The organism is Variovorax xiamenensis, assembly GCF_050916385.1.
Lineage (GTDB): Bacteria > Pseudomonadota > Gammaproteobacteria > Burkholderiales > Burkholderiaceae_C > Variovorax.
Window position 1 is genome coordinate 4,012,332 of the sequence record NZ_CP139038.1, and the last position, 20,775, is coordinate 4,033,106.

A 20,775-nucleotide genomic window follows, 5' to 3' on the forward strand; every position below is an offset into this window, starting at 1 on the left:
ACCCGATTCATCGCACGCGGCCTGCTCGCCCTCGCCTTCTTGGCCTCGGGCATGGCCGCCCAGGCCGCCAGCGAGCTGCCCGGCAAGGGCATCACCGTGCAGCCGCTGAAGAGCTCGCTCGCCGAGGAAGCCTTCCAAACGCTGCTGGTGATGCGCGGCCTCGAGAAGCTGGGCTACAAGGTCGAGCCCATGAAGGACCTGGAGCCCGCCACCGAGCATCTGGCCATCGCCAACGGCGACGCCACCTTCATGGCCCACCACTGGAGCCTGCTGCACGCCGACTTCTACAGGAACAGCGGCGGCGACGCCAGGCTGTGGCGCAAGGGCGTGTACTCCGAAGGCGCGGTGCAGGGCTACCTGATCGACCGCAAGACGGCCGAGCAATACGGCATCACCAACATCGCGCAGCTGAAGGACCCGGCCATCGCGAAGCTGTTCGACATCGACGGCGACGGCAAGGCCGACCTGACGGGTTGCAACCCCGGCTGGGGCTGCGAACTGGCCATCGAGAACCACCTGACGGCCTACCAGCTGCGCGACACCGTCACGCACAAGCAGGGCAGCTACGCCGCGCTGATGGCCGACACCATCGCCCGCTTCAAGCAGGACAAGCCGGTGCTTTACTACACGTGGACGCCGTACTGGGTCAGCGCCGTGCTGCGCCCGGGGGCGGACGTGGTGTGGCTGCAGGTGCCCTTCTCTTCCTCGCAGGGTGATGGTGCCAACGGCGGCAACGTAGACACGAAGCTGCCCAATGGCAAGAACTACGGCTTCCAGGCCAACGAGGAGCAGATCGTGGCCAACCGGGCCTTCGTCGAGAAGAACCCGGCGGCGGGCAAGCTTTTCGAGGTGATGAAGCTGCCGATCGGCGACATCAATGCCCAGAACCTGCGCATGAGCCAGGGCGCCAACACGCAGCAGGACGTGGAGCGCCACGCCGACGGGTGGATCCGGGCGCACCAGCAGCTGTTCGACGGCTGGGTGGAGCAAGCCCGGGCCGCCGCAAGGTAAGCGGGGTAGGCGCGGCGGCTGAGATAATCGGGGGGCGTTTCCACACTCCTATAAAGCCCCCCACCATGACGACCACGATCCAGCAGGCCGACCTGATCGAATCGATCAGCGCCGCGCTGCAGTACATCAGCTACTACCACCCCGCCGACTACATCTCCCACCTGGCCCGCGCCTACGAGCGCGAGCAGAGCCCCGCGGCCAAGGACGCCATTGCGCAGATCCTGACCAACAGCAAGATGAGCGCCACGGGCCAGCGCCCGATCTGCCAGGACACCGGCATCGTCAACGTGTTCCTCAAGGTGGGCATGGACGTGCGCTGGGGCGGCTTCACCGGCAGTCTGGACGACGCCATCAACGAAGGCGTACGCCGGGGCTACAACCACCCCGACAACACGCTGCGCGCCTCGGTCGTGGCCGATCCGCAGTTCGACCGCAAGAACACCAAGGACAACACGCCCGCGGTGATCTTCACGGAGATCGTTCCGGGCGACAAGCTCGAGGTCACGGTCGCGGCCAAGGGCGGCGGCAGCGAGAACAAGAGCAAGCTGGTCATGCTCAACCCCGGCGACAGCGTGGTTGACTGGGTGCTCAAGACCGTGCCGACCATGGGCGCCGGCTGGTGCCCGCCGGGCATGCTGGGCATCGGTATCGGCGGCACCGCCGAGAAGGCCGCGCTGATGGCCAAGGAAAGCCTGATGGACGACCTCGACATGCACGAGCTGCTGGCCAAGAAGAACTCGGGCGCAGAGCTGAGCAAGGTCGAGGCGCTGCGCGTCGAGCTGTACGAGAAGGTCAATGCGCTGGGCATCGGCGCGCAGGGCCTGGGCGGCCTGGCCACCGTGCTCGACGTCAAGATCCAGATGTACCCCACGCACGCGGCGAGCAAGCCCGTGGCGATGATCCCCAACTGCGCGGCCACGCGCCACGCGCACTTCACGATGGACGGCAGCGGCCCGGTCTACCTCGAGGCGCCCTCGCTCGACCTGTGGCCCGACGTGAACTGGGCCCCCGACGAGAAGAAGAGCAAGCGCGTCGACCTCGACCAGCTCACGCCCGCCGAAGTGGCGAGCTGGAAGCCGGGCGACACGCTGCTGCTCAACGGCAAGATGCTCACCGGCCGCGACGCCGCCCACAAGCGCATCCAGGGCATGCTGGCCAAGGGCGAGAAGCTGCCGGTGGACTTCACCAACCGCGTCATCTACTACGTCGGCCCGGTCGACCCGGTGAAGGACGAGGCCGTGGGCCCCGCAGGCCCCACTACCGCCACGCGCATGGACGGCTTCACCGAGATGATGCTGGCGCAGACCGGCCTGATCGCCATGATCGGCAAGGCCGAGCGCGGCCCGGTCGCCATCGAGGCCATCAAGAAGCACAAGAGCGCCTACCTCATGGCCGTGGGCGGCGCCGCCTACCTGGTGAGCAAGGCGATCAAGACCGCCAAGGTGGTGGGCTTCGAGGACCTGGGCATGGAAGCCATCTACGAATTCGACGTGGTCGACATGCCCGTGACGGTGGCGGTCGACGCCGGCGGCACCAGCGCGCACATCACCGGCCCGGCCGAGTGGCAGAAGCGCATTGCCACGGGCGAGTTCAAGACCATCATGATGGAAGAAGCTTGAACCCGGTAGGCGTCTTCGACAGCGGCGTCGGCGGGCTCAGCGTGCTGGCCGCGCTGAGGGCCGAGCTGCCGCACGAGAACTTCGTCTATTTCGCCGACACGGCCTATGCGCCGTACGGCGAACGCGGAGACGCCTACGTGATCGAGCGCTCGCGCGCGGTGGTCGAACACCTGCTGCGCGAGCACGGAATCAAGGCGCTGGTGGTGGCCTGCAACACGGCCACCACCGCCGCCATCCACCTGCTTCGGGCGGATCACCCCGACCTGCCGATCGTGGGCCTGGAGCCCGGCCTCAAGCCCGCCGTGGCCGCGAGCCGCACGGGGCGCATCTCGGTGCTCGCCACGCGCGGCACGCTGGCAAGCGCGAAGTACGCAACCCTGCGCGCCTCCTTCGCCGGATCGGCCGACGTCAGGCCGGTGCCTTGCGACGGCCTGGTGAAGGCCATCGAAGGCTTCGACGCGGCCGGCATCGCGGCGCTGAGCGAGCGCTACATGGCCGAGGCCGGCCCCTTCGGCGACGGGCCCGGCGAAGTCGACACGGTGGTGCTCGGCTGCACCCACTATCCGCTGGTGAAGGACGAGCTGGGCAAGCATGCGCCGGCCACGCTGCGCTTCATCGACACGGGCGTGCCGGTCGCGCAGCAGACGCGGCGCCTGCTCGCGTCCGCAGGGCGGCTTGCCGACGGCACGGGCGCTACCGGCAGCCTCCTGCTGCAGAGCAGCGGCAACGTCGCCGTGCTCGAAGCTGCGGCCGCCAAGTGGCTCGGGCTTTCCGCGGCCGCCACGGCCTGAACCCAGCCATGCGCCTGCTGCTGCGCCACGCCGCCCTCTTCCTCCTGGGCCTCTCGGCCGCGGGCCTGAGCCATGCGGCCTGCGAAAGCGGCCTTGCAGAGCGCATGCATGCCAAGCTGCACCCCAACCGCCAGCTCGACGAGCGGCTCGCGGCCTGCAAGGTGTGGCCGGCCTTTCCGGGGCGCAGCATCGTCGTGCTGCCGATGCCACGCGAAACCACCGACCGCGGCGCCAAGGTGTTCGACCTCGAGATCCTGCTGATCCAGCGCCCCGACAACGGCAACACCGACCGCGACAGCGTGATCGGCCGGCTGCTGCAGTCCGAGGCGCTCGACGAGGACGCCACCACGTCGATCCAGGACATCCGCATCGACACCTCGCGCTACGTGCTGTCGCCCGAGGCGCGCGCCTTCGGGCTGCGCGTGCGCTACAGGGGCAGCAACGGCCCCGGCAGCCCGCTGGCGAGCGAGACGGTGCGACTCTACGTGCACCACGGCAAGCAGCTGCGCCAGGTGCTGCAGGAGATCGAGCTCGACCACGACCACGGCGGATGGGACTCCACCTGTACGGGGCACTTCGAGAAGCTGCGCTCGATGCTGTCGATCGGCAAGGGCAGCAGCAGCGGCTTTGCCGACCTGCAGCTGTCGCGCACGCTGCTGCAAAGCCGCGCGCAGGAGGTCGAAGACCAGGGCTGTGTCGAGAAGGCGCTGTCCCCGAAGTTCAACACCGTCACGCTGCGCTACGACGGCGAGCGCTTCAAGGTGCCGAAGTCGCTCCAGCAGCAAGTCCCCTGACGGGAGCCTGATCTGCGGCCCGTTTTTCACCGGGCCGTCACACAAAAGTACCAGCATGCGCGGTTTGTCAAAAAGTATTGCCGCGCACAATGAACTCATCTTCCCAAGCCCGCATTCCCTTCAAGCCCCTGATGCTCGCCGGCGCGCTCGCGCTGGCACTGAGTGCCTGCGGAGGCGGAGGTGGCGGCTCCGGTTTCGGCGCGATCTTTCCGCCGGCCAGCTCCGCACCGCCGGCCGCACAGCCGCCGGCACAACCGCCCGCCGCGCAGCCTGAGCCGGACCAGCTCGTCTCCAAGGCGCGATTCACGCCCAATGCGGGCACCACCAAGGGTTCTTCCGACGCATCGACCGCCCTCGCGCTGCCCGACAACTTCATGATCGTGGCGGACGACGAGGCCAACGTGCTGCGCGTCTACCCGCGCGGCGGCGGCGCCGCGGTGAAGGAATGGAGCTACGAGCTCGAAGGCCCCAAGCTGACCAAGGAGCTCGACCTCGAGGCCGGCACCCGCGTCGGCGACACGCTGTACTTCACCGGCTCCAACAGCAACAAGAAAGACGGCGCCGACGCGGCGGCCGACCGCTCGCACCTGTTCGCGGTCAAGGTCACCGGCACGGGCGCGGCAACCACGTTCAGCTACGTCGGCCAGTTCGCGCTGCTCGAGGCCCAGCTCATCGCCTGGGACTCCGGCAACGCGCACGGCCTCGGAGCCAACCGCTTCGGCTTCGCCGTATCGGCGGCCGCCGGCATCGTGCCCGAGCGGGTCGACGGCTTCTCCATCGAAGGCATGACCAGCTCGCCGGGCGACACCGCGCTGTGGCTCGGCTTCCGCGCACCGCAGACGGGCACCACGGTGCGCTCCAAGGCGCTGATCGTGCCGGTGCAGAACTACGCGGCGCTGGTCGCGGGCACCGCCACGCAGGCCACCTTCGGCGCACCCATTGAGCTCGAACTGGGCGGCCGCGGCATCCGCTCGATCGACAAGGGCACCGACGGCAACTACCTGATCGTTGCAGGCCCCGCGGGCGCCGCGAGCCCGGACGTGGACCGCAACTTCGCGCTGTTCGCGTGGGATGGCAATCCGAACAGCGCGCCGGTCGAGCTGTCGAACAACCTCGATGCGCTGGCCAAGGAAACCGGCGGCAGCTTCGAGTCCGTCGTCGAGGTGCCGGGCCCGGTGAAGGCCGGCACGCAGGTCCAGCTGCTGCTGGACAACGGCGACACCAAGTGGGACGGCAAGACGGCCTCCAAGGACTTGCCCGCCGCCGACCAGAAGTTCGACGGCTTTGTGGTGCGCCTCGGCGCGCCGCTGGTGGACACCACCGCGCCGCTGCTGAAGAAGGCTTCGCCGGCCGGCCTCGTGGGCGTCAACCTCGACGCCTCGATCACGCTCTCGTTCAACGAGGCCGTGCGCCTGGGCTCGGGCAGCATCGTGCTGCACAAGGCCGACGGCAGCGTGGTCGAGACCTTCCACGCCAACAGCCCCAGCACCCGCCTGCAGGTGGCCTTCAACAAGCTGAAGCTGATCCCGACGGCACCACTCGCAGCCAGCAGCGGCTACTACGTCACGATCGACGGCAACGCCATCACCGACCCTGCCGGCAACGCCTTCGCCGGCATCAGCGACGCGACGAAGCTGAGCTTCACTACGACCGACGGAGCCTCGACGCTCGTGGCCGGCGACCTGCTTTTCATGGCAGCCAATGCCGAGGCGCCCGACGCCTACGCCTTTGTGCTGCTGAAGGCGGTGAACGGCGGCACGAAGGTGCTCTTCACCGACCGCGACCGCAAGTCGGGCACGAACGAGTTCACGGGCATCACCAACGAGACGGCCTTCTTCTGGACCGCCGACCGCAACCTGCCGGCCGGCACCATCGTGACGATCCAGACCGACGTGACGGGCAATCCGATCGCGGACAAGGGCTTCACGCTCGGGTCGCCGGGCGGCATCGGCAAGTCGGAAACCGTCTATGCCATCGCGGGCGGCACCATCGCCGGCCTGGGCGACGGCGTGGCGGGGCAGATCACCGCCGTTGGGGACTACCTTGCGACCATCACGCTGGGTGGCACCGCGGGCACGATTCCCGACGCAGTCACCACCGCCGGCACCGCCTTCAGCTTTACGGTGAGCCCCGCCAACCAGACCAACGCGATCTACACCGGCTCGCTCGACCGTTCGGACCTGACCGCCTTCGCAGCCCGCGTGAAGAACCCGGCGAACTGGACAATCCGCTACGCGCCGGAGGTCGGCTGGCCGCTGACCAACGACAGCCTGTTCGGCGACAAGCTGCCCTGAGCGAGAGCGGCTAGGCGCGCAGCGCGGCCTGACGGCCGCGCTGCATGTCGATCGGCAGCAGCAGCAACAGCCCCGCCACGAACAGCACAGTGGTCGAAAGGATCGCGATGCGCTGGTTGCCGCCGGTCATCCAGGTGATGGCGCCGAAGCTCAGCGGACCGACGATGCTCGCCAGCCGTGTCGCGAAGGTCCATAGACCGAAGAACTCGGCGAGCTGGCGCGGCGGCGCAAGGTAGCCTGTCATCGCGCGGCCGGCCGACTGGCTCGATCCCATGGCCAGTCCGGCGATGGTCGCGGCCCACCAGAAGCCGCCTTTGGTCGTGACCATCGCGGCGATCACGCAGACCGCGATCCACGCGACCAGCGTGCCGGCCAGCGAGATCTTGTGGCCGATGCGGTCCTGCACGTAGCCGAACCCGAAAGCGCCCAGCGAGGCCGCGATGTTGAGCACGAAGATCAGCACCATCGTCTCGCTCGCCACGAAGCCGATCACCTGCTCCGCATAGATGGCTGCGAGCGTGATGGCCACCGCCACGCCACCCTGGTAGCAGACCGTGCAGGCCAGCAGCCACATGAAGTCGCGATACGCCCGCGCCTGTCGGTAAGTGGCAAGCAGCTGCTGCCAGGCGCCGAGCTCTGCATTTGTGGTCCGGGGCTGCGCACGCTCGGGCAGCAACGCGAAAGTGGCGCAGGCAGCGAGCCCGTAGATGGCGGCCGTGATCAGCATCGTGACCGGCACGAAGTGCGCCGCCGGCAGGCCCCTGGATTGAGACCACAGCACGTAGGCCAGGCAGATGCCCAGCGCCAGCATGCCGCCGACGTAGCCGAAGGCCCAGCCCCATCCGCTCACCTTGCCCATGCCCTCGGCCGTGGCGAGCTCGGGCAGGAAGGCGCCCGTGAGGGACTCGCCGTAGGAATAGAAGGCGTTGGAGACGACGATCAGCGCCATCGCGAGGGCAACGCCGCCGGAGCCGGTGAAGCTGGGGGTGACGGCAAGCGCCGCCGTCGCGAGGACGCAGCCCAGCGTCGCGAGAACCAGCACCCGTTTCTTGGCCGCGCGCAGGTCGGCCCATGCGCCGATGGCAGGCATCGTGAGCATCACGATGGCGTAGGAGGTGCTCAGCGCGGCCGTCCAGGCGAAAGCGGCCCATGGCGCGCCCTTGGCGATGCCGCCCACGAAGTAGGCGGCGAACACCGCAGTGATGACAACGGTGGTGTAGCCCGAGTTGGCGAAGTCGTACATCGCCCAGCCGAACACCTCGCGCTTGCGCACGCCCGGCTGCAGCGCGGAGGCGGGAAACAAGGCCATGCGCGAAGCCGGGGGCTGCAGCCGAATCGGCGTCGGCCGCTCAGTGCAGGTGGCGTGGACGGCGGCCGCCGCCGTGGCCACCGCCGCTGCCCCCGCTACCCGGACCACCGGTGCCGCGCGGGCGCTTGCCGATTTCGAGCGAGTTCACGAGTGCATCGAAACGGTCGCTGAAGAGACGATCGATCTCGGCGACCACGCCGCCCAGCTCGGAGCCGTCGAAGTGACGCTCCATGAGGTTGACGACGTCTTCCACGAGCAGGTCGCGTTGCACCTGCATGATCGCGGCCGGGTTCGGACCGACGAACAGCATGATGAAGTCGTCGCGCGATTCCTCTTCGGGGTCGCCCTCTTCCTCGTCGAAGTCGGTGTCGTAGAAGGTGACCTCGATGGCTGCACCGCGCTCGGAGAGCTCGTTCAGGCCCATGCACATCTCGTCGAGCGCCTGGCGGAAGTCTTCATCGCCGGCCACGGTCCAGCACATCTGGAGCATGTGGTCCTTCTGCTCGTAGCGGATGCCGGGTTCTTCCTCGTAGGAGCTGGTCGCACCGTCGGCCAGCGACTTGGCGCCGGCGTATTTCCACAGCGGCTTGAGCGCTTCCTGGATCTGCTCGAAGCTCACGTCCGAACGCAGCGGCACGTCGCCATGCACATGAATTTCAAATGGAGCGTTGTAGCGAGGCATCTAATGCTCCCTTGTAAGTTGGTACCCGGAACGGGGGTCGAACCCGTATGCCCCGATTAAGGAAGCGGCGGATTTTAAGTCCGATGTGTCTACCAATTTCACCATCCGGGCGTCAGGTTGGACATCGACGATAACCCAAACAAAACAAGCCCCGGCAACGTTGGTTGGCGGGGCTTGGTGTTCGGGGTCGAATCTGTTGAACCGAGAGAGTGGAGGCGCGATCCGGAGTCGAACCGGACTAGACGGATTTGCAATCCGTTGCATAACCGCTTTGCTATCGCGCCACGCAGAAATACGAAATCGAACTAGCGAAAAAAAGGGAAGCTGGAGCTTCCCTTTTTCAAAACTGGAGCGGGAAAAGAGTCTCGAACTCTCGACCTCAACCTTGGCAAGGTTGCGCTCTACCAACTGAGCTATTCCCGCGTTTCGAGCCTTGAAGTATATACCAATTTTTCAAGGTCCCGCAACTTCTGCAATGTTCGATCAGTGCTTGACCGAACCTTCGGAAGCCGGCGAACTGCCGCGCTGCTTGGCCAGTTCGGCCATTGCAGCGGCGGATGCAGCCACTTCTTCATCGGACAGCGGCTCAGGCGTTTTCTCGAGAGCGATCTCGAGCACCTTGTCGATCCACTTCACGGGCACGATCTCGAGGCCGTTCTTCACGTTCTCGGGAATGTCCTGCAGGTCCTTGGCGTTCTCTTCCGGGATCAGCACCGTCTTGATGCCGCCACGCAGGGCCGCCAGCAGCTTTTCCTTCAGGCCGCCGATGGCCGTGACCTCGCCTCGCAGCGTGATCTCGCCCGTCATCGCGACGTCGCCGCGCACCGGAATGCCCGTGAGCGCCGACACGAAGGCCGTCGTCATCGCAGCGCCCGCGCTCGGGCCGTCCTTCGGCGTCGCGCCATCGGGCACGTGGATGTGGATGTCGCGCTTCTCGAACACCTCGTCCTTGATGCCCAGGCGGCGCGAGCGGCTGCGCACCACCGTGCGCGCGGCCTCGACCGATTCCTTCATCACGTCGCCCAGCGAACCGGTGCGGCTGATCACGCCCTTGCCCGGCATGGTGACCGCTTCGATCGTCAGCAGGTCGCCGCCGACTTCGGTCCACGCGAGGCCGACCACCTGGCCCACCTGGTTCTGCTTCTCGGCAAGGCCGAAGGTGAACTTGCGCACACCGAGGAAGTCGTTGAGGTTCGCGCCGGTGACCGTGACCTTCGGCGTGAGCTGCTTGAGCAGCAGGCCCTTCACCACCTTGCGGCAGATCTTCGACAGCTCGCGCTCGAGCGAACGAACGCCCGCTTCACGCGTGTAGTAGCGCACGATGTCGCGCACGGCCTCTTCGGTGACGGCGAGCTCGTCGTCCTTCACGCCGTTGTTCTTCATCTGCTTGGGCAGCAGGTACTTGATCGCGATGTTGGTCTTCTCGTCCTCGGTGTAGCCCGAGAGGCGGATGACTTCCATGCGATCCAGCAGCGCCGGCGGGATGTTCATCGAGTTCGAGGTGGCGACGAACATCACGTCGCTCAGGTCGAAGTCGACTTCCACGTAGTGATCGCCGAAGGTGTGGTTCTGCTCGGGGTCGAGCACCTCGAGCAGAGCGCTCGACGGGTCGCCGCGGAAGTCCGTGCCCAGCTTGTCGATCTCGTCGAGCAGGAACAGCGGATTGCGCGTGCCGATCTTGCTCAGCCCCTGCAGCACCTTGCCCGGCAGCGCGCCGATGTAGGTGCGGCGATGGCCGCGGATCTCGGCTTCGTCGCGCATGCCGCCCAGCGCCATGCGGGTGTACTTGCGGCCGGTCGCCTTGGCGATCGACTGCCCCAGCGAGGTCTTGCCCACGCCCGGAGGCCCCACGAGGCACAGGATCGGCGCCTTGACCTTGTCCACGCGCTGCTGCACCGCGAGATATTCGAGGATGCGGTCCTTGACCTTCTCCAGGCCGTAGTGGTCTGCGTTGAGCACCGCCTCGGCATTGGCCAGGTCGTGCTTGATCTTGGTCTTCTTGCTCCAGGGCAGGCCGATCAGCACGTCGATGTAGTTGCGCACCACGGTGGCCTCGGCCGACATGGGCGACATGAGCTTGAGCTTCTTGAGCTCGCCCTCGGCCTTCTTCAGGCCTTCCTTGGACATCTTCGCGAGCTTGATCTTTTTCTCGATCTCCTCGATGTCCGCGCCCTCTTCGCCTTCGCCGAGCTCCTTCTGGATGGCCTTGACCTGCTCGTTGAGGTAGAAGTCGCGCTGGTTCTTCTCCATCTGGCGCTTCACGCGCCCACGGATCTTCTTGTCGACGTTCAGGATGTCGACTTCGCGCTCGAGCTGGCCGAACAGGTTTTCCAGGCGCGCCTTGACGTCGTCGAGGTCGAGCACGGCCTGCTTGTTGTCGAGCTTGAGCGGCAGGTGAGCGGCGATGGTGTCCGCGAGGCGACCCGGGTCGTCGATGCTCGAGATCGAGGTGAGGATCTCGGGCGGGATCTTCTTGTTCAGCTTGACGTACTGGTCGAACTGCTGCATCACCGCGCGGCGCAGCGCCTCGACCTCGGTGCCCTTCTCGCCGCCTTCGGTCGCCTCGACCGGCGTCACGTTGGCCGAGAAATGGGTCTCGCCGTCATCGATGCGGTTCACGCGGGCGCGCTGCTGACCCTCGACCAGCACCTTCACCGTGCCGTCAGGCAGCTTGAGCATCTGCAGGATGGTCGAGACGCAGCCGACCTCGAACATGTCCTCGACGGAGGGCTCGTCCTTGGCCGCGGCCTTCTGGGCCACCAGCATGATGCGGCGCTCGGCCTCCATGGCCAGCTCGAGCGCCTTGATGCTCTTGGGGCGACCCACGAACAGTGGAATCACCATGTGGGGAAACACCACGACGTCGCGCAGCGGCAGCAGCGGCAGGTCGAGGGCTTCGGGGGGCAAGGGGGTGTGGCCAGACATGCAAATCCTTCGCGTCTTTGGCTTTAAGCCTTTTTCGCCGCTTCGCGGTACACGAGCAGCGGGGGCTTGTTTTCGTCGATGGTCGATTCCTCGACCACCACCTTGTCGACATTGGTCGCGTTCGGCAACTCGAACATGGTGTCGATCAGCGACTGTTCAAGGATCGAACGCAAACCGCGCGCGCCGGTCTTGCGGGCCAGCGCCTTGCGGGCAATGGCCTTGAGCGCCGCCGGACGGATCTCGAGGTCCACGCCTTCCATCTGCAGCAGCTTGGTGAACTGCTTCACCACGGCGTTCTTGGGCTCGGTCAGGATCTGGACCAGCGCATCCTCGCTGAGTTCCGCGAGCGACGCGACCACGGGCATGCGGCCCACGAGTTCGGGAATCAGGCCGAACTTGATCAGGTCTTCGGGTTCGACTTCGCGGAACACCTCGGTGATGCTGCGCTGCTGCTTGCTCTTGACCGATGCACCGAAGCCGATGCCCGAGGCCTCGGTGCGGTTTTCGATGACTTTCTCGAGGCCGGCGAAGGCGCCGCCGCAGATGAACAGGATGTTGGTCGTGTCGATCTGCAGGAAGTCCTGGTTCGGGTGCTTGCGCCCGCCCTGCGGCGGCACGCTGGCCATGGTGCCTTCGATGAGCTTCAGCAGCGCCTGCTGCACGCCCTCGCCCGACACGTCGCGGGTGATCGAGGGGTTGTCCGACTTGCGCGAGATCTTGTCGATTTCGTCGATGTAGACGATGCCGCGCTGGGCGCGCTCGACCTCGTAGTTGCAGCTCTGCAGCAGCTTCTGGATGATGTTCTCGACGTCCTCGCCCACGTAGCCGGCTTCAGTCAGCGTGGTGGCGTCGGCCATCACGAAAGGCACGTCGAGCATGCGCGCCAGCGTCTGCGCCAGCAGCGTCTTGCCCGAGCCCGTGGGGCCGATCAGCAGGATGTTGCTCTTGCTGAGCTCCACATCGTCGCCCTTGGCCTTTTCCTTGTGGCGCAGGCGCTTGTAGTGGTTGTAGACGGCCACCGACAACATGCGCTTGGCCGGCTCCTGGCCGATCACGTAGTTGTCGAGGTTGGTCTTGATTTCGAGCGGCGTCGGCAGGTCGCTGCGTGCCTCGCGCGCTTCTTCACCCGCCGGGAGTTCGTCGCGGATGATCTCGTTGCAAAGGTCGATGCACTCGTCGCAGATGAAGACCGAAGGGCCCGCGATCAGCTTCTTGACCTCGTGCTGGCTCTTGCCGCAGAACGAGCAATAAAGCGTTTTTTCGCTGGAGGAGCCTTTTTTATCGGCCATGGACTTTTGCCTCGTTACAGGGTAGGGACAATGATAACTAAACAAAAACGGCGTTTCCCGTGTGGAAAACGCCGTTTTTTGCCATTTGGCGCCCTCGGCGCCGGCGTTCAACCGCGCTTGGCGACGACCTGGTCCACGAGGCCGTAGTCCTTGGCCTCGTCGGCCGTGAGGAAATAGTCGCGTTCGGTGTCGGCCTTGACCTTCTCCAGCGGCTGGCCGGTGCGCTCGGCCAGGATGCGGTTCATCTGGTCCTTGGTGCGCAGGATGTCGCGCGCGTGGATCTCGATGTCGGTGGCCTGGCCGCGTGCGCCGCCGAGCACCTGGTGGATCATGATCTTCGAGTTGGGCAGCGAGAAGCGCTTGCCCTTCTCGCCGGCCGCCAGCAGGAAGGCGCCCATGCTGGCCGCGAAGCCCAGGCACATGGTCGACACGTCGGGCTTGATGAACTGCATGGTGTCGTAGATGGCCATGCCGGCGCTCACGCTGCCGCCCGGGGAATTGATGTAGAAGGAAATGTCCTTATCCGGGTTCTCGCTCTCGAGGAAGAGCAACTGGGCCACCACGAGGTTGGCGGTCTGGTCGTTGACCTCGCCCACCAGGAAAATGATGCGCTCCTTGAGGAGACGCGAATAGATGTCATAAGACCGCTCGCCGCGGCCCGATTGCTCGATGACCATCGGGATCATGCCGAGGGCCTGGGTTTCCTGTGCGCTCATGAATTTGCTCTCCGAGAAATGGGATCGTTCGCTGTTTATGAACTGTACGCCTGAGTGAAATGGGGCTCGTGCCGCAAAGCACAAGCCCCATCGGCGTAGCGGGCGGAGACGGAAATCAGCCCTGCTGCTGAGCCATCAGTTCGTCGAACGACACCGACTTTTCGTTGACCTTGGCCTTGCCGAGGACGAAATCGGTCACGTTGTTCTCGATGACCACGGCTTCGACTTCAGCCAGGCGGTTGTTGTCGCTGAAGTACCAGCGCACCACGTCGGCCGGCTTTTCGTAGCTGGCGGCCAGCTCGTCGATGTGGGCCTTGATCTGCTCGGGCTTGGCTTGCAGGTTGTTGGCACGCACCAGCTCGGCCACCACCAGGCCCAGGCGCACGCGGCGCTCGGCTTGCGGACGGAACACTTCGTCGGGGATCGGGGCCTTGTCGGCGTCCTTGATACCGCGCTGCTTCAGTTCGGCGCGGGCGCCTTCGACCATGCGGCTGACTTCCGACTGCACGCTGGCGTTCGGCAGGTCGAGCTCGGCGTTGGCCACCAGGGCGTCCATCACGGCGTTCTTGTTGCGGGCCAGCAGGCGGAACTTCACTTCGCGCTCGAGGTTGCGCTTGATGTCGGCGCGCAGGCCTTCGACAGTGGCTTCGGCGATGCCGAGCGACTTGGCGAGCTGCTCGTTGACTTCGGGCAGGTGCGAGGCTTCGATCTTCTTCACGGTCACGAGGAAGTCGGCCTGCTTGCCGGCCACGTCCTTGCCGTGGTAGTCGGCCGGGAACGACAGCGGGAAGGTGCGGCTGTCGCCCGACTTCATGCCGCGCACGGCGTCTTCGAATTCCTTGAGCATCTGGCCTTCGCCGACGACGAACTGGAAGTCTTCGGCCTTGCCGCCCTGGAAGGGCTCGCCGTCGATCTTGCCTTCGAAGTCGACCGTCACGCGGTCGCCGTCCTGGGCCACGGCGTCTTGCGCGCGCTGGGCGAAGGTGCGGCGCTGCTTGCGCAGGATGTCCAGGGTCTTGTCGATGGCGTCTTCGCCGACTTCGGCCGAGAGCTTCTCGACTTCGGCGCCCGACAGGTCGTTGATCTTGACGTCGGGGAACACTTCGAAGATCGCGTCGAAGGCCAGTTCGCCTTCGGGCGCATCTTCCTTCTCGGTGATGCGGGGCTGGCCGGCAACGCGCAGCTTGGCTTCGTTGGCGGCTTGCGAGAAGGCCTCGCCGACCTTGTCGTTCATGACTTCGTAGTGCACCGAGTAGCCGTAGCGCTGGGCCACGACGTTCATCGGCACCTTGCCGGGACGGAAGCCGTCCATCTTGACGGTGCGCGCGAGCTTCTTGAGGCGCGAATCGACTTCGGACTGGATGGTGCCGACCGGCAGGGTCAGCGTGATCTTGCGTTCGAGCTTCTCGAGAGTTTCAACGTTCACGGTCATGATGTCTTCCTTGTGAGGGGGCTGTTGCGCGGGGCCTGCGTCTTTTTACCGATACAGATCAAGGACTTGCACGCGCTAGCGGGATTTATGCGGAGGCACACGCGTGCCGCCTGCAAAACTGGGCAACCCATGATTCTAATCGGCTGGAAGCGCCCGTTTTGAGCGGGCCGGCGACCGGCTGCAGCAGAGATTGCGCACCACGCCCGGATTCATGGCCGATTTCGCCTTTACAGTGGCTGCGATTCGACATTTCCCCAAGGAACGAATGCCCATCCTCTTCCAGCGACTGCTCGCCGCCCTCACCCTCGCCTTCGCCCTGGTCCTCGTGTTCGGCATGCCTTCGCCCGCGCTGGCCAAGACCACCGCGGCACCGGCCGCAGCGGCGAAGGAGCCGACCATCCAGCAGATCTACGAAGCGGCAAGCAACGGCAGGATGGCCGATGCCGACGCGATGATCGCGAAGGTGCTGAAGAACCATCCGAAGAGCGCGAAGGCCCGCTACGTGCACGCCGAGCTTCTTGCAATGAAGGGCGAGCTCGACGATGCCAGGGACGAACTGGCAATGGCCAAGGAGCTGTCGCCCGGACTCAAGTTCGCGAAGGCCGAGTCGGTCGCCAAGCTCGAGCGCAAGCTGGAGAAACCGGTCGAGACCAAACCCGAACCACCGCCCGCGCCGAGCCCGGCTGCAGCACTGGCATCCGGCAAGACGGACACGGGCTCGTCGTCCGGCCCGATCCCCTGGGGGCCGATCGGCATCGTGGCGCTGTTCGTCGTCGCCTATGTGGTCTTCCAGCAGCGCCGCCGCGCCACCACCTTCGAGGCGCCTGTCCCCGCCGGGAGCGGAACCAGGTTCGCCAGGCCCACCAGCGATTCGTCGATGGGCTACGGCAGGACGGACGACTACAGAGACCACGGCTCCGCCCCTCCCGCCCCCAGCCAAGGCCCCGGCATCGGCGGTGCACTGGCCGCGGGCGCCGCGGCGGGCGTAGGCGCGGTGGTCGCGGGCGAGCTGCTGCGCCACATGCTGAGCGACCGCTCCGACGAGCACCGGGGCAGCACGACCAACATCTTCAACAACCACCGCAGCCACGACAGCGGCAACGACAGGATGGGCAGCAGCCTGTGGCCTTCGTCCGACCCGGAGCCGGAGCGGCAGGTCGACCGCAGCTTCGTGGACAACAACTTCGGCATCAGCGACACGAGCTCGTGGGACGACTCGAGCAGCAGCAGCTCCGACAGCGGAAGCAGCGACAGCAGTAGCAGCAGCGACTGGTAGAGCGGGAAAAAGGAAAAGAAAAAGCCCCGCTCCTTGCGGAACGGGGCTTCATTGCTGCTCGATAGAACGGGCTACGTGCAGGGCTGGTGCGCGGGGCCGGACTCGAACCGGCACGTTCTTGCGAACGTCAGGACCTAAACCTGGTGCGTCTACCAATTTCGCCACCCGCGCGATGCCAATCTTTTTTCAGGTGAATGCAAAAGCGGACGGGCTTTTCGCGCCACGGATTCCCGTGGGCCAAAGACCATCCGCTTGAAATCGGTCAGCCAGCGATTTTAGACGCTAATCGGCTGCGTTTCCGGCTCGCGCTTCACACGGAATGCAGCGGCGTACATCGCGGGCAAGGCAAGCAGGGTCAACACCGTTGCCACGATCAGTCCGCCCATGATGGCGACGGCCATCGGCCCCCAGAACACGCTGCGCGACAGCGGGATCATCGCCAGCACCGCCGCTGCCGCCGTCAGCACGATCGGCCGCAGGCGCCGCACCGCCGATTCGACGATCGCGTCCCATGCCGGCACGCCCGCCGCGCGGTCGAGCTCGATCTGGTCGATCAGGATCACGGCGTTACGCTGGATCATGCCCATCAGCGCGATCACGCCAAGCAGCGCGACGAAGCCGAACGGCCGGTTCAGCACCAGCAGCGCGCCGGCCACGCCGGCAATGCCCATCGGGCCGGTGATGAACACCAGCAGCGAGCGGCTGAAGCTGTGCAGCTGCAGCATCAGCAGCGTGAACACCAGGAACAGCATGATCGGCACGCCCGCCACGATGGACGCCGAGCCCTTGCTGCTTTCCTCCACCGCACCCGCCACCTCGATGCGGTAGGCGCCCTGCCCCGCGGCGACCCAGCCGGCTTCCAGCTCGCGCAGCTTCGGCAGAAGCTGCGCGGTCACGGTCGCGCCCTGCAAGCCCTCGACCACGTCGCCCTGCACGGTGATGGCGTAGTCGCGGTTCTCGCGCCACATCACGCCCGGCTCCCAGGTGAACACCGGCTTGGCGATCTGCGTGAGCGGGATCGAACGGCCCGAGGTCGTCGGGATGTATGCATTGCCGATGTCCGAGATGGCCTGGCGCTCGTCGGGCGCCTGGCGCAGCACGATGTCGATCAGCAGGTCGTTCTCGCGGTACTGGCCCACGGTGGTGCCGCTGAACATGGTCTTGGAAGCCTGCGCGATGGCCTGGCTGGTGACGCCGAGCGCGCGCGCCTTGGCCTGGTCGATCTCCAGGCGGATCACCTTCACCGACTCGTTCCAGTTGTCGTTCACGCCGCGCATGTTGGCGTTGTCGCGCAGCACGGCCTTCACCTCGTCGGCATGGCCGCGCAGCAGCGCCGGGTCAGGCCCGATCACGCGGAACTGCACCGGGTACGGCACCGGTGGGCCGTTGGGCAGCAGCTTGACGCGGCCGCGCACCTCGGGGAATTCCTGCGCCAGCACCTGCGGCAGCTTGATGCGCAGGATCTCGCGCACCTTCAGGTCCTTGGCGAGCACGATCAGCTGCGACACGTTGGTCTGCGGGAACACCTGGTCCAGCGGCAAATAGAAGCGCGGCACGCCGGAGCCGATCCAGGTACTGACGGTGCTCACGCCGGCCTCCTGCATGAGGCGTTTCTCGACGCGCTTGGCCACTTCCTCGTTCGCGGCGAACGAGGTGCCTTCGGGAAACCATATGTCGACCAGGATCTCCGGCCGGCTCGAATCCGGGAAGAACTGCTGCTGCACCTTGCCCATGCCGAAGATGCCCAGCGCGAAGATCAGCACCGTGGCGCCGATGGTCGTCCAGCGATGCTGCACGCACCAGTTCACAGAGCGCCGGAAGGCGTTGTAGAACGGCGTGTCGAACAGCTCGTGCGGCGGCGCATCGGGGTCGTGCGGCTTCACCTTGAGCAGCAGCGTGCCGAGGTACGGCACGAAATACACGGAGACGATCCACGACAGCACCAGCGCGATCACCGTCACGGCAAAGATGGCAAAGGTGTACTCGCCGGTCACCGACTTGGCGATGCCGATCGGCAGGAAGCCCGCCGCGGTGATGAGCGTGCCCGTGAGCATCGGCTTGGCCGTCACGTCGTAGGCGAAAGTGGCGGCGCGGACCTTGTCGTAGCCCTCCTCCATCTTCCGCACCATCATCTCGACCGCGATGATGGCGTCGTCCACCAGCAGGCCCAGCGCAATGATGAGCGAGCCCAGCGATATCTTGTGCAGCCCGATGCCGAAGTAGTTCATGGCCAGGAAGGTCACGGCCAGCACCAGCGGGATGGTGATGGCCACCACCAGCCCGGGGCGCATGTCGATGTACCAGCCGAAGCGACCGCCCTTGTGCAGGCCCAGCGAGATGATGCTCACGGCCAGCACGATGGCCACGGCCTCGATCAGCACGCCCACGAACTCGTTGACCGAGCTCGCCACCGCCACCGGCTGGTCCTGCACCTGCGCCAGCTTCACGCCGGCCGGCAGGCGCTGCTCGATGGTGACAGCGGTGGCCTTCAGCGCCTTGCCCAGCGCGATGATGTCGCCACCCTTGGCCATCGACACGCCCAGGCCGATCACTTCCTTGCCCTGATGGTGCATCTTGACCGTGGGCGGATCGACGTAGCCGCGGTGGATGTCGGCGATGTCGCCCAACTTGAGCTGGTTGCCCGAGCTGCCGCGGATGGGCATCTCGCGCAGCTGGTCGACGCTGGTGAACTGGCCGGCGACGCGCACCTGCACCACGTCCAGCGGCGACTGGATCGTGCCCGCGCTTTCGATCGCGTTCTGCGAGCCGAGCTGCGAGAGCACCGCGTTGAAGTCGAGCCCCAACTGCGCCAGGCGCTTCTGCGAGATCTCGATGTAGACCTTCTCGTCCTGCACGCCGAACTGGTCGACCTTGGCCACGTCCTTCACGCGCAGCAGTTGCTGGCGCACGTCGTCGGCCAGTGTCTTGAGCTCGGCGTAGCTGAAGCCTTCGCTCTCCAGCGCGTAGATCACGCCGTAGACATCGCCGAAGTCGTCATTGAAGAACGGCCCCTGCACGCCGGCGGGCAAGGTGGCCCGCATGTCGCCGATCTTCTTGCGCACCGTGTACCAGACATTGGCAACCTCGGTGGACTTCGACGAGTCCTTGATGTTGAAGATGATCTGCGACTCGCCGGGCTTCGAGTAGCTGCGGATCTTGTCGGCGTACGGCGCTTCCTGCAGCGTGCGTTCGAGCTTGTCGGTGACCTGCTCGGCCACCTGCTGCGCGGTGGCGCCGGGCCAGTAGGTGCGCACCACCATCGCGCGGAAGGTGAACGGCGGGTCTTCGTCCTGTCCGAGCTGGAAGTACGCGAACGCGCCCAGCACCATCAGCACCACCATCAGGTAGCGCGTGAGGGGCGCGTGGTCCAGCGCCCATTTGGAGAGGTTGAAGCCTGAGGGCTTGTCGTTGGAGTTCGCCGCGCCGCCGCTCATTTGGCGGCACCCGCTGCGATCTCCTTGTTCGTCGCCGCAACAGCCGTGACGGGCTGCGCCGACTCCTTGGCACCTGCGTTGGCGGCGGCCGCGGCCGCTTCACGGGACTGGTAGACCGTGACCTTCTGTCCGGGCGACAGCACATGCACGCCCGCGGCCACGACCATCATGCCGGGAGAGATGCCGCCGGCGATCACGGCCTCGTTGCCGTCTGCCGTGGCCACCTGCACGGACTGCGAGCGCACCGTCATGCTCGACTTGTCGAGCACCCAGACGGCCGTGCCCTTGCCTTCCTGGCGCAGCGCGCTGGTCGGCAGCTTCATCACAGTGGCGCCGGAATGCGCCAGCGCCTGCGGGCGGGCGTAGACCGTGGCGCCCAGCGGCGGCGCGGCGGCTGCATCGATGGCAACCTTGACGGAGTAGGTGCGCGTGACCGCATCGGCGCTGGCGGCCACCTCGCGCACCTGGCCCTGCAGCTCGTTGCCGCCGGACCAGCCGCGCACCGTCACGGGCGAGCCGGTCTTGATCAGCGTGGCGCGGTCTTCCGGCACCGCGAACACCACGTCGCGCGCGCCGTCCTGTGCGATGCGCACGACCGGCGTGCCAGCCTGCACGACCTGGCCGGGCTCGGCCTCGATGGCGGTGACGATGCCGGCCACGTCGGCGACCAGCGTCGTGTAGTTGGCCTGGTTGCCCTGCGAGGCGAGTTGCGCCTGTGCCTGCTCGAGTTGGGCCTGCGCGGCCTTCCAGGTGGTTTCGCGGCGCTCCAACTCTGCGCCGCTGATGAAGTTCTGCGACCGCAACTCGGTGTAGCGCTTGAGGTCGGCAGCAGCCAGGTCGCGATTGGTCAGCGCGGCGGCCTGCTGGGCACGTGCCGCCTCTGCGGCGAGACGATAGTCCTGCGGATCGAGCTGGGCCAGCACTTGCCCGGCCTGCACGTGCTGGCCGAGTTCGGCCTGCCGCTTGGTGATCTTGCCGCCGACGCGGAAGCCCAGTCGAGATTCGACGCGCGCCCGCACCTCGGCCGAGAACTCGGGCTGGGCGTCGAATTCGCTCGCCCCCACGGTCACGAACTTGACCGCGCGGACCGGGTCCTCGGCTGCGGGTTTAGGCGAACAGCCAGCCAGAAAAATGGCGGGAAGCAGCAGCCAGGCGGCGCTGCGGAGGCGGGACGGGAAGACGGCGGAAGCGGTCATGAGACAC

Annotated in this window: 14 protein-coding genes and 4 tRNA genes; 6 read left to right on the forward strand and 12 right to left on the reverse strand. The window is 66.2% G+C overall.

The window, feature by feature from the left end; genetic code table 11:
- Nucleotides 1-51: 51 nt before the first annotated feature.
- From proX to SFB74_RS18310, 5 genes are all read left to right on the forward strand, one after another.
- The gene (gene proX, locus SFB74_RS18290) at nt 52-1,011 is read left to right on the forward strand and encodes a glycine betaine/L-proline ABC transporter substrate-binding protein ProX (protein ID WP_432731963.1); all 960 of its coding nucleotides are present in this window, start codon (nt 52-54) and stop codon (nt 1,009-1,011) included.
- 65 nt (nt 1,012-1,076) lie between these two features.
- On the forward strand, nt 1,077-2,630 hold the full coding sequence (locus tag SFB74_RS18295) for a fumarate hydratase (protein WP_432725649.1): 1,554 nt from the start codon (nt 1,077-1,079) through the stop codon (nt 2,628-2,630).
- Entirely contained in the window at nt 2,627-3,421 is a 795-nt protein-coding gene (murI, locus tag SFB74_RS18300; RefSeq protein WP_432725650.1) for a glutamate racemase, read from the forward strand. Before SFB74_RS18295 ends, murI begins: the two co-directional genes overlap by 4 nt.
- Before the next feature lie 8 nt (nt 3,422-3,429).
- The gene (locus SFB74_RS18305; protein WP_432725651.1) at nt 3,430-4,215 is read left to right on the forward strand and encodes a hypothetical protein; all 786 of its coding nucleotides are present in this window, start codon (nt 3,430-3,432) and stop codon (nt 4,213-4,215) included.
- Nucleotides 4,216-4,304: 89 nt separating this feature from the next.
- On the forward strand, nt 4,305-6,509 hold the full coding sequence (locus SFB74_RS18310) for an Ig-like domain-containing protein (protein WP_432725652.1): 2,205 nt from the start codon (nt 4,305-4,307) through the stop codon (nt 6,507-6,509).
- A gap of 10 nt (nt 6,510-6,519) precedes the next feature.
- Here the strand turns inward: SFB74_RS18310 and SFB74_RS18315 are convergent, their stop codons facing one another.
- The 9 genes from SFB74_RS18315 to tig form a co-directional block, all read right to left on the reverse strand.
- Nucleotides 6,520-7,818 (reverse strand): MFS transporter, encoded by a 1,299-nt coding sequence (locus SFB74_RS18315; RefSeq protein WP_432725653.1) that lies wholly within the window; start codon nt 7,816-7,818, stop codon nt 6,520-6,522.
- 40 nt (nt 7,819-7,858) lie between these two features.
- Nucleotides 7,859-8,500: a DUF6806 family protein gene (locus tag SFB74_RS18320; RefSeq protein WP_432725654.1), complete on the reverse strand. Its 642-nt coding sequence runs from the start codon at nt 8,498-8,500 to the stop codon at nt 7,859-7,861.
- Nucleotides 8,501-8,519: 19 nt separating this feature from the next.
- Nucleotides 8,520-8,611 (reverse strand) — tRNA-Leu (locus tag SFB74_RS18325).
- Between the two features lie 99 nt (nt 8,612-8,710).
- Nucleotides 8,711-8,784, reverse strand: a tRNA-Cys gene (locus SFB74_RS18330).
- Between the two features lie 63 nt (nt 8,785-8,847).
- Nucleotides 8,848-8,923 (reverse strand) — tRNA-Gly (locus tag SFB74_RS18335).
- Between the two features lie 60 nt (nt 8,924-8,983).
- The gene (lon, locus tag SFB74_RS18340) at nt 8,984-11,425 is read right to left on the reverse strand and encodes an endopeptidase La (RefSeq protein ID WP_432725655.1); all 2,442 of its coding nucleotides are present in this window, start codon (nt 11,423-11,425) and stop codon (nt 8,984-8,986) included.
- A 23-nt stretch (nt 11,426-11,448) separates the two neighbouring features.
- Entirely contained in the window at nt 11,449-12,714 is a 1,266-nt protein-coding gene (gene clpX / locus SFB74_RS18345; protein ID WP_432725656.1) for an ATP-dependent Clp protease ATP-binding subunit ClpX, read from the reverse strand.
- 107 nt (nt 12,715-12,821) lie between these two features.
- Entirely contained in the window at nt 12,822-13,430 is a 609-nt protein-coding gene (gene clpP / locus SFB74_RS18350; protein WP_126023915.1) for an ATP-dependent Clp endopeptidase proteolytic subunit ClpP, read from the reverse strand.
- Between the two features lie 115 nt (nt 13,431-13,545).
- Nucleotides 13,546-14,862 carry a trigger factor gene (gene tig, locus SFB74_RS18355; protein ID WP_432725657.1) on the reverse strand — a complete coding sequence of 439 codons (1,317 nt, stop codon included), beginning with the start codon at nt 14,860-14,862 and terminating at the stop codon, nt 13,546-13,548.
- Between the two features lie 265 nt (nt 14,863-15,127).
- On the opposite strand from tig, the gene SFB74_RS18360 reads away from it, so the two are divergent.
- Nucleotides 15,128-16,138 (forward strand): tetratricopeptide repeat protein, encoded by a 1,011-nt coding sequence (locus tag SFB74_RS18360; protein ID WP_432725658.1) that lies wholly within the window; start codon nt 15,128-15,130, stop codon nt 16,136-16,138.
- 84 nt (nt 16,139-16,222) lie between these two features.
- On the opposite strand, the gene SFB74_RS18365 is transcribed toward SFB74_RS18360, so the two are convergent.
- The 3 genes from SFB74_RS18365 to SFB74_RS18375 form a co-directional block, all read right to left on the reverse strand.
- Nucleotides 16,223-16,309, reverse strand: a tRNA-Leu gene (locus SFB74_RS18365).
- Nucleotides 16,310-16,413: 104 nt separating this feature from the next.
- Nucleotides 16,414-19,572, reverse strand: a complete 3,159-nt coding sequence (locus SFB74_RS18370) for an efflux RND transporter permease subunit (RefSeq protein ID WP_432725659.1) — start codon at nt 19,570-19,572, stop codon at nt 16,414-16,416.
- Nucleotides 19,569-20,768 carry an efflux RND transporter periplasmic adaptor subunit gene (locus SFB74_RS18375; protein ID WP_432725660.1) on the reverse strand — a complete coding sequence of 400 codons (1,200 nt, stop codon included), beginning with the start codon at nt 20,766-20,768 and terminating at the stop codon, nt 19,569-19,571. The genes SFB74_RS18370 and SFB74_RS18375 overlap by 4 nt, the downstream gene beginning before the upstream one ends.
- Between the last annotated feature and the right edge of the window lie 7 nt (nt 20,769-20,775).